Source organism: Microcoleus sp. Pol12B3 (assembly GCF_036701355.1).
Lineage (GTDB): Bacteria > Cyanobacteriota > Cyanobacteriia > Cyanobacteriales > Microcoleaceae > Microcoleus.
Window position 1 is genome coordinate 1 of sequence record NZ_JAUBQS010000011.1, and the last position, 14,159, is coordinate 14,159.

At 47.4% G+C, this 14,159-nt stretch carries 10 protein-coding genes; 6 read left to right on the forward strand and 4 right to left on the reverse strand.

The window, feature by feature from the left end; genetic code table 11:
- Nucleotides 1–165: 165 nt before the first annotated feature.
- The 4 genes from QUA53_RS07875 to QUA53_RS07890 form a co-directional block, all read right to left on the reverse strand.
- Nucleotides 166–681: a GNAT family N-acetyltransferase gene (locus tag QUA53_RS07875; protein ID WP_333096165.1), complete on the reverse strand. Its 516-nt coding sequence runs from the start codon at nucleotides 679–681 to the stop codon at nucleotides 166–168.
- Between the two features lie 82 nt (nucleotides 682–763).
- Nucleotides 764–3,073 (reverse strand): DNA phosphorothioation-associated putative methyltransferase, encoded by a 2,310-nt coding sequence (locus QUA53_RS07880; protein WP_333096166.1) that lies wholly within the window; start codon nucleotides 3,071–3,073, stop codon nucleotides 764–766.
- A 204-nt stretch (nucleotides 3,074–3,277) separates the two neighbouring features.
- Nucleotides 3,278–6,694 (reverse strand): response regulator, encoded by a 3,417-nt coding sequence (locus QUA53_RS07885; RefSeq protein WP_333096167.1) that lies wholly within the window; start codon nucleotides 6,692–6,694, stop codon nucleotides 3,278–3,280.
- 123 nt (nucleotides 6,695–6,817) lie between these two features.
- Nucleotides 6,818–7,249 (reverse strand): response regulator, encoded by a 432-nt coding sequence (locus QUA53_RS07890; protein WP_333076249.1) that lies wholly within the window; start codon nucleotides 7,247–7,249, stop codon nucleotides 6,818–6,820.
- 396 nt (nucleotides 7,250–7,645) lie between these two features.
- Here QUA53_RS07890 and purC point away from each other — a divergent pair, with 396 nt between their 5' ends.
- The 6 genes from purC to QUA53_RS07920 all read left to right on the forward strand — a co-directional run bounded on the left by purC (nucleotide 7,646) and on the right by QUA53_RS07920 (nucleotide 14,155).
- A complete protein-coding gene (gene purC / locus QUA53_RS07895) occupies nucleotides 7,646–8,374 on the forward strand; it encodes a phosphoribosylaminoimidazolesuccinocarboxamide synthase (RefSeq protein WP_333096168.1) in 729 nt (242 codons plus the stop codon).
- A gap of 190 nt (nucleotides 8,375–8,564) precedes the next feature.
- On the forward strand, nucleotides 8,565–10,946 hold the full coding sequence (locus QUA53_RS07900; protein ID WP_333096169.1) for a BamA/TamA family outer membrane protein: 2,382 nt from the start codon (nucleotides 8,565–8,567) through the stop codon (nucleotides 10,944–10,946).
- Between the two features lie 89 nt (nucleotides 10,947–11,035).
- Complete coding sequence (gene lpxC, locus QUA53_RS07905) at nucleotides 11,036–11,893, forward strand: UDP-3-O-acyl-N-acetylglucosamine deacetylase (RefSeq protein WP_333096170.1); 858 nt, start codon at nucleotides 11,036–11,038, stop codon at nucleotides 11,891–11,893.
- A 68-nt stretch (nucleotides 11,894–11,961) separates the two neighbouring features.
- Nucleotides 11,962–12,483: a 3-hydroxyacyl-ACP dehydratase FabZ gene (gene fabZ / locus QUA53_RS07910; protein WP_333096171.1), complete on the forward strand. Its 522-nt coding sequence runs from the start codon at nucleotides 11,962–11,964 to the stop codon at nucleotides 12,481–12,483.
- A gap of 233 nt (nucleotides 12,484–12,716) precedes the next feature.
- The gene (gene lpxA / locus QUA53_RS07915) at nucleotides 12,717–13,511 is read left to right on the forward strand and encodes an acyl-ACP--UDP-N-acetylglucosamine O-acyltransferase (protein ID WP_333076244.1); all 795 of its coding nucleotides are present in this window, start codon (nucleotides 12,717–12,719) and stop codon (nucleotides 13,509–13,511) included.
- 41 nt (nucleotides 13,512–13,552) lie between these two features.
- Nucleotides 13,553–14,155 carry a Uma2 family endonuclease gene (locus QUA53_RS07920; RefSeq protein ID WP_333096172.1) on the forward strand — a complete coding sequence of 201 codons (603 nt, stop codon included), beginning with the start codon at nucleotides 13,553–13,555 and terminating at the stop codon, nucleotides 14,153–14,155.
- Nucleotides 14,156–14,159 lie beyond the last annotated feature (4 nt).

Sequence of the window (14,159 nt, forward strand, 5' to 3'; positions counted from 1 at the left end):
ACGGAAAAACTTTGGGGTTCCAACTTTTCACAACTGATAAAAAAATTCCACCCACATCTGCGGAATGTGGGATCTAATATTCTCAAATCACGGCTCAAAAAAAAAATTGTAGATTTGTGCCTCTCACGGACTCCTACTACAGCAATGCGAGGTCAATTCATGGTGTCAATCTACTCGGTTCAGGCGATAAACAAAGCAATCATCGTCACCGAACTTTCGGTACTCGATAAATTGAAAGCCAAGACGTTCATAGAAATGGTGGGCGCGAGTATTATTGGCAAGCGGATCGACGAGGACAGCTTTCACCGCCGGATCTGCGAAACATCTGGCAATTGCAAGCTGCATCATTTGTGTTCCATAGCCTTTGCCTAAATCGGTTTGTTCCCCAATCCAAATATCAATTGCACGAAGATCCGCCGTGACATCACCCCAATAGTTGCTATCCTCACGTGCCGGATCAATAATCTGGACAAATCCGATCGGACGACCATCGATTTCAGCAATCAATTGCTCCCTCCAATCGGGCGCGCGCTCAAGTTCCACCTCCCAAGCCCAGTCATCGTTAGGATCTGAGGCAATTACGTGAGGTTGCTCATCCCAGTGTCGTAACAGATCCAAATCAGCGGAAGTCGCGGAGCGTAGATTCATCATAACTTCACGTTTGAATGTCAAACTTTTCATAGCTGAGATCCGAGTTTTCCGAGGTAATGTTAGATCGATCGCCCTCGCTTACCCTAACTAAAATCCTACTCTGCTTCCATAACTATTCCTCTCCCTCTTCTTTTCCTTCCTCTGTACCCTCTGCGCTCTCTGCGGTTTGTTCAATCTTTCCTGCCTTCAGCTCAATCTTTTTCTGCTGGCGTTCCGACGCTGCTTTTTGCAGCATTTTCAATTTTTCTGAATCAGCATTCGATCGCCAAAACAACTTATGATCCTTAATTTTAACGCAATTTTCCTCCAAACACTTCATCCATTCCCGATGTTTCTTAACTACGCCACGATCGAGAATACCTAACTTTTCTTCTTGGCGGGTGAGTTTCACAAACTTTTCGTAATGGGGATAACTAGCAGTAACAAAAGCTTCTTTCCTAACTAAAATTGGCGGGTTGTACAAATCAGAATAGTCTTGATAGCTCACAGAAAGGTCGCGCAAATCTATGTGCATAGAAGTGTGAAGGGCTGGATGGGGGTTAGTGTCAAAATCGGGATAAAATAAATAGGAAATCTGAGGTTTGCGAGCGTAAAATTTGATAACTGTCGCGCCGTCAAGTCTGCCAATTGTGCGGTTGGCGCAGCCTTCGTAGAGTCGCAGCAAAGGGTCTAGTTCTTCTAATGCAGAGACGTGAACAGAAAGGGAACCGGGCTGTTTGTAGCCGATCGCACTATCTTCGCAGCAGTCAGCCACAATATCAGGTTTGCTCAGACTGTACAGCATTAAATCAGCCAAAGTGCAAGCTTTTTGATAATTGTCAAACAAACCTTTGATGTCGTTGCGGATTTGAGCTGGGAGTCGGCGCATCGAAGGTCGATCGCCCAAACCGTTGAGAGCTAGATATACTAGCAAATCTTGGCGGCGCTTGTCGGCGATTCTCTCCCAATCATCCGCATCCGTTGCTTGCAAAATCACCCTCCAAGCGCGATTAAAACTGTGGAATTCCCCTTTAATTACCGATTCTTCAGCTAATTCGCCTTTAACAGGAAGGCGGCCCCGATCGCTCACAAAAGCCATCAAAGGAGCCAGCATTTCCGAATAATCCTCAAACCGCTTAACTTGCGATCGTACTCTGGGAGTCGATAAGTGCGATCGAAACCGAGAAGCACGAAAACCTTCACCCTCCGCAGCATCCCGAAACACAAAATAAATCCCCAAAGCCACAGGAATTGCATCAACATTCAAAACTTGGTCAATATAAACCTTTAACTCTTCTTGTTCGTAATACTTCTGAAAAGTATTCCGAGAAGTAATCACCCCATCCCCGTAAGCAATTTGGCCTCGATCGCTATCATCAATCAAAACCTGAGCCGCCACAACTAATAAATTTTTAGTTAATTCCCAAGCATTCAGCAAAGCTTCTCGGCGTTCCGCCAAAGATTCAATGACATTAATCACATAACCAATATTCACAATATCAGCACAAATTCGCGGAGTATCCGGCTGATAGTATGGGTCCCAACCAGAAATAGCATAACCCTCTTGTGCAATATATTTAACATCCCCGCCGTAACCGCAACCGTAGTCAAAAAAAGTCGCCCCGTCCCTCACTAAATCAGCTTCTAAAACCAGACGCAGAGGTTTAGAAAGCGAATTGCGTACCATTGCGGCTTTGTGCCGCTCGATCTTAGGAATTGATACCTCGCTATTCTCCTGTTTCACACGCTCGACAACAGTATGATCTTGGATTTCTACACCGCAATATCCCAAGTATTTGAGCCAACCCTCGCGAGTGCCGATAACGCTAGTATTGTCAAGCAGCCCCCACTTTTCCTCGCAGCGAGTCAGCCTCGAAAACTTTTCGTAATGGGGATAATCCGCAGCTACAAAAGTTTCCTTACGGTGCAAAACCGGGGGATTTTCGCTGTTGCTGTAATCAAAACATTTAACTTCCCCAGTTGCTAGGTTAATCTGGATACTGGTTTGCAAAGAAGGATGAGCATCTGTATCGAAATCAGGGTAAAAAAGATAAGATATTTTAGGTTTATGGAGTGAAATTTTCACTAAAGTTGCTTCATCAATATTTTCCAGAGTGCGTCTGGCACAATTTTCGTAGATTCCGAGGACAGGGTTGAGTGTCTGCAAAGCGGAAACGTGAACGTAAAAAGCCGTCGGTAATTTTTTTCCCACTTGGCTCTCGCGACAGCAGCGAGCCACCTTTGCTAGGAGATTGTCAACACCTAAATTATTGATTTCATCGACCGGGTACAGCACAGCGTTTCCAGAATCTTGCTCAGAGATAGCCTTGTTTTCGTACAATAAAACTTCCCGACCAAAAATCATCAAAGGCGTTAGCAGTTTTTCATCATTTTCTAATGAATCGCTATCTAAAATAGTGTTTGTACTGGTATCGTAATTCATAGCTAAATTAATTATTGTTAATTAACCGCAGAGAACGCAGAGGACACGGAGTGAAGAAACAAACAAAATTTTCCTAGATTTTCTATATGTAGGATACACACTCCGTACCATACCGCTTTATTTATTAGTCTTTTATAGAAGGACTTCGTTTTTGTGAGGGCGATTTTAATCGCCGACTAATATCGACTACGAGCGAGTAAGATATTAACCAAACATTCGAGTTTCCACAAATTCTTGAACCCGGGCTAAATGACTAGACAAACTCACTAATATGTTTTCAACCCTCTCAATATTTAATAATTCCACCTCTGATGGTTTAGATTGAAAGCCTCGCGCTTGATGCTCCAATTGTGCTGCCAAATCCGACATCAGAGCAACTCCCACATTAGCCGAAGTTCCCTTGAGACGGTGGGCTTGATATTCCACAGCTTGCCAATCTTTAGCTTCTAGAGCTAGTTTGGCAGCAGCCATATCAGCTTGGGCGTCTGCCACAAAAGCTTGCAAAAGTCGCTCGGGCAATTTAATATTAACTCGCCCGAGTTGCTCCAATCTGCTCTTGTCGAACAGTCCGTCGTAGTCTCTATGTTCCCAAGTTTGAAGTCCGATCGCCCTTGGTGTCGGTCCAGCCACAACCTGCGCTTTTTCCACAACTTCTGTATAATTTGTTGCTAATGGAGATTTATTTTCCGAATTAATACTTTTAACTCCATACTTATTTTCACCATGAACATTTAGGGCTTCATACTTTTTCAGTGCCGCGGCCAAAGCATCTAAATCTACAGGTTTGCTGAGATAATCGTCCATCCCCGCCGCCAGACACTTTTCTCGTTCCCCCGGCATAGCATGAGCAGTTAAAGCCATCACAAAAGTATGCCGATCGCTTCCTTCGATTTGCCTCAACTTTTGGGTTGTTTTGTAACCATCAAGTACCGGCATTTGACAGTCCATCAGCACTAAATCATAGCTTTTTTTTGCGAGCAACTCCAGCGCTTCTTGACCGTTGACCACGCAGTCAGCCTGATAGCCTAAAACTGCCAACTGTTCGACAAGAACTTGTTGATTGATCGGGTGGTCTTCCGCCACCAAAATTCTCAGCGATGACGGCGAATTGGAAGTAACATATTGATAATTAACTGGTGACAACTTGCAAGTATTAGTAGGGTCCACTCTCCCAAACTCTCCCGTTCTCTTCACCGGCGCAAGCATTGCCTCAAGCAGGTGGCTTGGTCGCACGGGCTCGATCAAATACCCGTTAAAACCCCGACTGCAAAGCACTTCAGCCTTGGGCTGTTCCCGCAAAGCAGTCATGGCGATTAACGAGCCAACTATAGAGGTCGATCGCACTTTCCTCGCAAATTCCTCCGCATCTAACTCTGGCATTTGCAAGTCCACAAGCACCACGTCCCAGCTTTTTCCCCCCTCCCCTGAAGGCTGAGAAATCCCGCGCTGGGAATTGTTCAACCAACTCAAAGCCTCAGCAGGAGTTTCTGCCTCATCGCAGCGAGCCCCCCAACTTTGAGCGAGCGATCGCACCGCTGCCCTTCTCAAAGTGCTTCCAGAGACTACTAACAGTTTCTTGCCCGCAAGTTCGGGATCGTGAGGCTCAAATTGCAACTGTTTTTCCAAAGGTACAGTAAACCAAAAAGTAGCACCGCTGCCTAGCAAACTGCGAACTCCAATGTCGCCTCCCATCATCTCCACTAACTGCTTGCAAATAGCCAAACCCAAACCCGTCCCGCCGTAAGGCCTAGTAGGAGAATCGTCTACCTGAGAAAAAGATTGGAACAGCTTTGTTTGCCCTTCTGCCGAAATTCCAATGCCAGTATCCCGCACGGAAAATAGCAATCTTGCTTCTTGTCTACCGTCTGCCAGTCGGTTGCCCTGTTTCACAGTTACGTGAACTAGAACTTGACCGCGATCGGTAAATTTTATGGCATTCCCCGTCAAATTCAGCAAAACTTGCTTCAATCTGCCCGCGTCGCCCACCAACTTTCTCGGAACTGAGCTGTCAACTAAAATATTTAATTCAATACCTTTTTCTTCGGCTAAGTGCGCTATGATTTCTATCACCGACTCAACGCAACTATCCAAATCAAAATTAGCCTTATCCAGTCGCATTTCTCCCGCTTCAATCTTAGAGAAATCGAGGATATCATTAATAACATTCAGCAAATGTTCAGCACTGCGGTAAATAGTCTGAACGCAGTCCCGCTGTTTCTGTTCCAGAGGAGCGCGCAGCAGCAATTGAGCCATTGCCAAAACTCCATTCATCGGAGTGCGAATTTCGTGACTCATGTTCGCCAAGAATTGTGACTTCACCCGGCTCGCTTCTAAGGCCGTTTCCCGCGCTTCCACCAACTCATTAATTTTGTCGGCAACCATCACGATTCCCCCGACTTTTTCGTCTGGATCGTACCAAGGGTGAGCAGCCCACCGCAGGTACAGAACAGATCCGTCTGCTCGTTCCCAGGCATCTTCGCTCACAGAAACTACCTGACCTGTGAGCGCTTGTTGATACATTACTTTCCAGCGATTCGGCGTATCTGGAAACAATTCGTAATGGCTAAAATTATTCAGAGACGGCAAGTCCAAATTAAATTGACTAACCCATTTTTTAGAGTTAGCCATATAGCGCATTTGTGTATCGAACATCGCCATTGCTACAGGCACGCAAGTAATAATTTGTCTCAGTTGCTGCCGTTCCCTTTCCAGAGCATCTTCCGCCTGTTTCCGCTCAGTAATGTCGCTAATCATGCCGGCCATTCGCAGCGCTTGTCCTTGGGAATTACGTTGAGCTTTTCCCTGAGAAGTGCAGTAGCGGTAAGCACCGTTCGAGTGTAACAGCCGGAATTCTACATTATAGTCTATTTCTTGTTCCAAGTGAGCGGCGATCGCCGCTACTATTCCCTCCTTGTCATCGGGGTGCAGGCGGTTGTATAGAGCGTCCATAGTCCTGCCAAATTGCTTTCGCGACAAACCGATAATTTCCAAAAGGCGATCGTTCCAATAAACCTCATTTTTACTTAAATCCCAATCCCAAATTCCGTCGTTCACTCCCTCTAAAACTAACCTGTAGCGTTCCTCGCTTTCCTTGAGTTTTTGACTGGTATGAAACGCCTGAGATTCGGCGCGGTACACGCGCATGGCATTGTACAAACTGCGAGACAAACTATCTGGAGAAAGCTTGTTTTTAGCAATATAATCAGAAGCTCCAGCCTTCATTAATTCCACAGCAATTTGTTCGTCTCCTTGACCGGTGAGAACAATTAAGGGAACTTTCAGCCCCGCTTCTCGTAGATTTTTTACCAAACTCAGTCCGTCTCCGTCCGGCAATCCGTAGTCGAGCAATACGCAGTCAAATTTGCATTCAAATATTTGATTTAATAGCAGCCCATTTTCTATCTCATCAACCTCGCTTAAAAGTTGAGATTTATTTTGTTTGGATAGTTTAGCAGTAGCCTGGGGATAATTTTTATTGACCGAGAGTTGGGCCAGCGCATCCGCGCAGTCTTCTGCTTCAGTAACTGCTGCCGAAACACCAGCAGACTTGAGCGAACGCTTGATCGCCATGCGATCGACTGCATCGTCATCAACTATCAGAATTGTGAGAATTTTGTCCATAAAAACAGAATTGTGGATTACTCCGAAAAAGCTGCTGTCGAGAAAAAGGAATTAAAACAACTGCATAGCTGAAAAATCATAAAGCTCCCTTGAAAAATTTTTATTAAAAATCCCCTATTTTAGTTAGGGAATTTCGCTCAGCATCCAGTATCTGTTGAGGGTAGCCATCACTTCCACAAAATTAGAAAAAGTAACAGGTTTAAGAATATATCCCGCTACATTCAAATTATAAGCTTTTACTTTATCTCTATCTTCATTAGAAGTGGTGAGAACGATCACCGGAATCGACCTCAAACATTCATCCAGTCGCAATTCTTGCAAAAACTCGATCCCGCTCATTCTCGGCATATTCAAGTCCAGCAAAATCAACCGACGGGCTTGAGGCATTGGAGGATCTATTTTTCCTTCTCCACGTAATATAGCTAGAGCTTCTAATCCATTGGCAGCAATGTAGAGGGGGTTGACGATGTTATTTTTTTTGAAAGCTCGCCGGACGTTCATCACATCAACCTCATCATCTTCTACCAAGAGAATATGAATTTTTTTGTCTTGCATAAATCAGCCATTTTATAGATGTTTTTTAAGCGCCCGTCTCGTTGGCGATGTTTAGTCAGCACGGATCGCGAGCCCAGCAGGTTTAATCTCTATTGTCCTTTGTCAAGAATCATTTATGCCTGAGCCGATGACAGTATCTACCTGCAGGCGTACTCGCCCGTCATTCGATTTTAGATTTTAGATTTTAGATTTTGGATTGACCCCACGGATAAATGCGGGGGCTTGAGGATTTTCGATTTTAGATTTTGGATTGATTCCACGGATAAATCTGGGGGCTTGTACCCTCAAGAAATTCTTGGTCAGAGAATGAGCGGTGCAGCGGAGATCCAAAAACTCGCCAATAACACCCGATCGAGCTACGGTAAAATCTAAAACTCATCTACATTATTAATCGCCATGTCAGCCGATCGCAAACTCTACGAAGGCAAAGCCAAAATCCTCTACTCCACCGAAGACAGCGAAATTTTGCTGACACACTTCAAAGATGACGCCACAGCCTTTAACGCCCAGAAACGCGGCAGCATCGTCGGCAAAGGCGAAATCAACTGCGCCATATCCGCCCACCTGTTTCGGATGCTAGAAGCCAAAGGCATTCCCACCCACTTCATCGACACGCCGGCCCCCAACCAAATGCGAGTCTGTCGCGTCCAAATCTTGCCCTTGGAAGTCGTAGTCAGAAACATTGCCGCCGGCAGTCTTTGCAAGCAAACCGGACTTGCCCTCGGCACAATTGTCAATCCGCCGCTGGTGGAGTTTTATTACAAAAACGACGATTTGGGAGACCCGCTGCTGACCCGCGACAGGCTGCTGCTAATGCAGCTAGCCACCCCCGAACAAGTAGACCAACTAGAAATGGCCGCCCGCGAAATTAACGAAATACTAAAAGAATTTTTCACCGAGTGCGGCATTACCCTAGTAGACTTCAAACTAGAATTCGGTATCGACCAACATCAAAATCTGATCCTCGCCGACGAAATCAGTCCCGACACCTGCCGCCTCTGGGACAACGCAGAAGCCGACCCAGACGCCCGTGTGATGGACAAAGACCGATTCCGCCGCGACTTAGGATCGGTAGAAACCGCTTACCAGCAAGTTCTCCAACGGGTTCTCGCTCAGAAAGTCTAGAGGTCTTGGTAATGCGCTAGAATTGCACAGTTTGTCACCCTTGTGCCTTTGATGTCAGCAATCAGCGGTCAACAGTCATCAATTAGCGGTCAGCGCGAGATTCAACCGACTTAATAACTAATGACTATGACTAATGAATAATGACTAATGACTAATGTGGTGTGTGGATTGCCCAAAAAAGTGAACAAAAATGCGTTTATCTGCTGTATTGGTGGCAGTTTTTACTGCCTCAGCAACATTCGGGTTATCAAATTCTGCAAGCGGCCAAACATCCTACTCTGAATCAGCAGAGGAAGCTTTGGCTGCCGTTCCGCCCGCCCCGTCGATCGAATTACCCGATCGCCCCATTCCAGAATTAACCCAAAACCCTCCTCAAAACCGCAAAGCCGCTAAAACCAGCAAAGGGGAAGCCCTAAAAATAGCTGCGGCCCCTGCCAGAGGAGAAGGCGACAGCGAACCCCCAAGGGTAGTCACAGACCCGCCCTCCCCGGTTTCTCCTCCGATCCTTGAACTAAAACCCGAGCTAGCATCCAACCCCTCCCCCACCTCTAGCAGCCAAAACGCCCTGCAAGACGCGCAACAGGACAGCTCGCTCCCCCCATCGGAAGCCGCTGTAACGCCCGCCTGGATCGCAGCAGAGCTAGCGAAACCAGAGGAATCCGGGACGATCGCTCAAAACGCCCAAGTTACCCCCAGACCGGCCCCGACCAGACCGCCGGCTAACACCGTTCCCCCATTGCCCCCTGGCCCAGCACCGCAGCCCAGACAAACCCCCGCACCCGCCGGGCCGGCAGAACCGCAAGTGCTAGTTGCAGAAGTTACAGTCACCGGGGCGACAGAAGACTTGGAAAGTGAAATTTACCGAGTCATCAGCACCCAACCAGGACGCACGACCAACCGCAGCCAACTGCAACAAGACATCAACGCCATTTTTGCCACAGGCTTTTTCAGAAACGTGCGGGCAGTACCGGAAGACACCCCGTTGGGCGTCCGGGTGACTTTTATTGTGCAGCCAAATCCGGTATTGCGGGGAGTGACAATCACCGGTCAGCAAGTGCTGCCCCAAAGCGTAATTGACGAAAGCTTCCGCGATCAATACGGCAAAATTCTCAACCTCCGCCGCTTTGAGGAGGGAGTGAAAAAAATTAATGCGTGGTATCAAGAGAACGGCTATGTTTTGGGCCAAATCACTGATGCCCCACAAGTAGGAGACGACGGCACAGTCACCCTGGTAGTGGCAGAAGGCCAGATCGAATCAGTTGATGTCCGCTTCCTGAACAAGGAGGGAGAGGCAACAGATGCCACGGGTCAGCCGATCGGAGGCAACACCCGTCGCTTTGTCGTCACCCGCGAAGTAGAACTCAAGCCCGGAGACATCTTTAACCGCACCAAGGCGGAAAGAGATTTGAGACGGGTGTTTGGTTTGGGAATTTTTGAAGACGTGCGACTTGCCTTGGAACCGGGAACGACTGACCCCCGCAAGGCAAGGGTAATTGTCAACGTCATCGAGAAAAATACTGGTTCTTTGGCGGCTGGTGCGGGTTTGAGTTCCGCGACGGGTTTGTTCGGTACGCTGAGTTACCAGCAGCAAAACTTCGGCGGTAGGAACCAGAAGTTGGGCGCTGAAGTACAAATCGGGGAACGCCAAAATCTGTTTGACGTGAGTTTTACTGACCCCTGGATTGCGGGCGATCCTTACCGGACTTCTTATACGATTAATGCGTTTAGAAGACGATCGATCAGCGTGATTTTTGACGGTGGCGAACGGGAAGTCAGATTGCCCAACGACGATCGACCTCGCATCAATCGCACCGGGGCCGGCATCAATTTCACCCGTCCTCTGTCGCGCAATCCTTTTGCCGATTCTGAGTGGACGGCTTCACTCGGCTTGCAGTACCAGCGAGTCTCAATTACCGATCGCAAAGGCAGGCGCGAATCCCGGGACGAACTCGGCAACCTGTTAAGTTTTAGCGATTCGGGATCGGATGACTTGACAACACTGCAAGCAGGTGTTGTGCGCGATCGACGCAACGACCCCCTCCGCCCCACTAGCGGTTCCCTGCTCAGGTTTGGGATGGAACAATCGATTCCTGTAGGTTCCGGCAGCATCCTTTTAAACCGCCTGCGAGCCAGCTACAGCTTGTACCTACCAGTCAAGTACACTAACTTTACCCCCGGCCCTCAAACCCTGGCATTCAGTTTTAGAGGCGGCACCGTATTCGGAGATTTGCCTCCCTACGAAGCCTTTGCCTTGGGCGGCGCCAACTCGGTGCGCGGGTACGCCGAAGGCGACATGGGAGCCGGTCGCAGTTTCCTAGAAGCCAGCGTTGAGTACCGTTTCCCGATTATTTCGTTTATCGGCGGAGCGCTATTTTTGGATGCTGGCACTGACTTGGGCACGGGCAAAGATGTCCCTGGCGACCCTGCAGGTATCCGCGAAAAGCCCGGTAGCGGTTACGGTTACGGCCTCGGTGTACGGATTCAATCTCCTTTAGGGCCGATCCGGATCGATTACGGTATCAACGACACTGGCGACAATCAAATTCACTTTGGCATTGGTGAGCGATTCTAAGTTGGCAGTTGGCAGTTGACAGTTGACAGTTGACCGTTGACAGTTGACTGTTAACTACTGACTCCTGACTACTAACTAATGACTGACTAATGACTATTCAACGTACCTTAAAATCTGAATTTGAACTGTCGGGAATCGGTTTGCACAGCGGCGAACAAACTCGCGTCCGAGTTTTGCCTGCGGAGGTTGGGGAAGGTCGCTATTTTGTCAGAATAGACTTGCCCGGTGCTCCGATAATTCCTGCAAAAATTGAGGCGGTTTGTCAGACGGCACTTTCAACTGAACTGGCAGGTATCGATGCTCAAATTCGCACTGTAGAGCATTTATTAGCCGCTTTGGCGGGGATGGGAGCGGATAATGCTCGAATAGAGGTTGATGGGCCGGAAGTGCCTCTGCTGGACGGTTCGGCTGTGGTTTGGGTAGAGGCGATCGCCCATAGCGGCTTAGTTCCTCAAGAATCGAAACAAGACGCCACTTCCTCCTTCGTCCTAGAACAGCCAATTTGGGTGCGCCACGGGGATGCTTTTGCAGCGGCTTTACCGTCAGCGGAAACTCGATTTAGTTACGGAATTGATTTTGAGGAACAGGCGATCGGCAATCAATGGTACAGTTGGTCGCCAGAGGCAGAAAGTTTTGCTAGCGCGATCGCCCCAGCCCGCACTTTTGGACTTGCTCGCCAAGTTGACCAATTGCGACAAGCAGGTTTGATCAAAGGTGGTACCCTAGAAAACGCCCTAGTTTGCGATCGATCCGGCTGGCTCAACCCGCCCTTGAGATTTGCCAACGAACCGGTGCGCCATAAAATCCTAGACTTAGCAGGCGACCTCAGTCTGCTCGGAACTTGGCCAAAAGCTCACTACTTGGCTTACAAAGCCAGTCACAACCTGCACGTCCAACTCGCCCAAGCCCTGAAATCGCAAGCTCTAGCTACGCTAGATAAAAGTTAGGAAAAAACACGCGATCTGTTAAGATTGCATATTCCTTCTGCCATACCACACTCAAAAGTCTTCAAGCAATGTCCACGCTGACTGAAGTTAACACCCTCAATACTGCTAATTCTGAATCCGTCCCCACTGAAAAAGGTGAGGAGTCTCCAGCGGTTAAATCTACTTTTACACTCGAAGAAATTCAGAAATTATTGCCTCATCGCTATCCTTTTGCACTGGTTGACAAGATTGTTGATTACGTGCCGTCCGAGAAGGCTATAGGAATTAAAAATGTGACTTTCAACGAACCACATTTTCAAGGGCATTTTCCCGGACGGCCAATTATGCCTGGGGTATTAATTGTTGAAGCTATGGCTCAAGTTGGCGGTATTGTTCTCGCTCAGTTGCCCGACATCAAGCAAGGATTGTGGATGTTTACCGGAATCGATCAAGTCAAGTTCCGTCGTCAGGTTGTACCGGGCGATCAGTTGCTGATGACTGTAGAATTGCTGTGGGTAAAACGCCGCCGCTTCGCAAAAATGCAGGCTCTGGGTGAAGTAGACGGACAAAAAGTTTGTGAAGGAGAATTGACGTTTTCGATGGTAGATTAAATTTGGAATTAGTGAGGGCTTGGGGGTAGTTTTAAGTTATGAGTTTTCAATTTAAATTGAAACCGCGAAGCCTTCCTCGGAAGGAAGTAATCTTAAAATTAAAAAAATTCCTTCTTCGTTCTTCCTTCTTCCCTCTTCCTTCTTGCTTCAACATCCCTCCGTTAAATCAGTTTAATCCCTTACACTGCGCGTTGCCAAACTTCCTTCCCACTTACCAGCAAAACAACTGACAAATGCTTACTTTGATTCACCCAACTGCTGTGATTCATCCCGGTGCTGAACTTCACCCGACTGTAGAAGTGGGAGCTTATGCTGTAATTGGGGAAAGAGTGAAAATCGGGCCTGATACTAAGATTGGTGCCCATGCAATTATCGACGGGCTAACCGAAATAGGCGCTCGCAATCAAATTTTCCCCGGTGCGGCGATTGGTTTGGAACCTCAAGATTTGAAATACGAGGGTTCTCCGACTAGGGTGAAAATTGGCGACAGCAATCAAATTCGGGAATATGTGACAATTAACCGCGCTACTGGAGCCGGGGAAAGCACGACTATTGGCAATCATAATCTATTGATGGCTTATGTTCATGTGGGACACAATTGCGCGATCGCCGATCGAGTAATTATCGCCAATGCTGTAGCCTTAGCCGGACACGTTAAAATCGAGTCTCAAGCCCGCTTGAGCGGTGTTTTGGGCGTTCACCAGTTTGTCCACATCGGTCGCTTGTCTATGGTGGGCGGCTTGAGCAGGATCGATCGAGACGTACCTCCTTATATGCTAGTCGAGGGGAATCCTTCGAGAGTGCGAGCAATCAACAAAGTCGGTCTCCAACGCGCTGGTTTGACAGAAGAAGATTTGCTAGTTTTGAAGAAAACTTTTCGTATTCTCTACCATTCTGGCTACACTCTAAATCAAGCTTTTGAACAGTTGGATTTGTTACCAGAAAACGCCCACTTGCAGCACCTGCGGAGATTTGTGCAGCAGTCTATAACCAAAGGGCGGCGCGGTTTGATTCCTGGCAAAAAGTGAATGATGTAGAATAAACCTAGGAACTAAGCGACTGTTGCCCAATGAATGTTTATACTTCAGTCCAATCTACGTCCCCTGAAACAGAACAAGATGGCTGCATTAGGTTCTTAGATGTGAGTTGGGAGCAATTTGAAGCGATAGAAGCAGCTTTTAAAGATGTCAGAGGTGTGAAATTTTTCTATCTCGATCAAAAACTGCAAATTATGACTGTCTCGCCCGAACACGAAATAATCAAGAGCACTCTCTGTATGCTGCTAGAGGCATATATGAGAGCAAATGGGATTCGATTTTACGGCAAGGGCGGGCCGACTCTCGGTAACAGAGAATTAGGCGGTAGAAAAGAGCCGGGTGATTCCTATGACATAGGAACCCCAAAAAGAGTCCCAGATATTGCTATTGAAGTGGTAATTACCAGTGGCGGGACAAATACTTTAGAATTTTACAAAAGATTGAGCGTTAGGGAAGTCTGGTTTTGGCAAAATAGTCAGTTATCTCTCTATGACTTAACAGGTGAAAATTATGAAGAGATTTGCCAGAGTACATTCCTTCTGGGCGTGGACTTAGAATTACTGCTACGCTGTGCTAATATGCCGGATCAATATGATGCTGTTACCGAGTTATTAGCAAACATCTTACCTGTATAAAGTG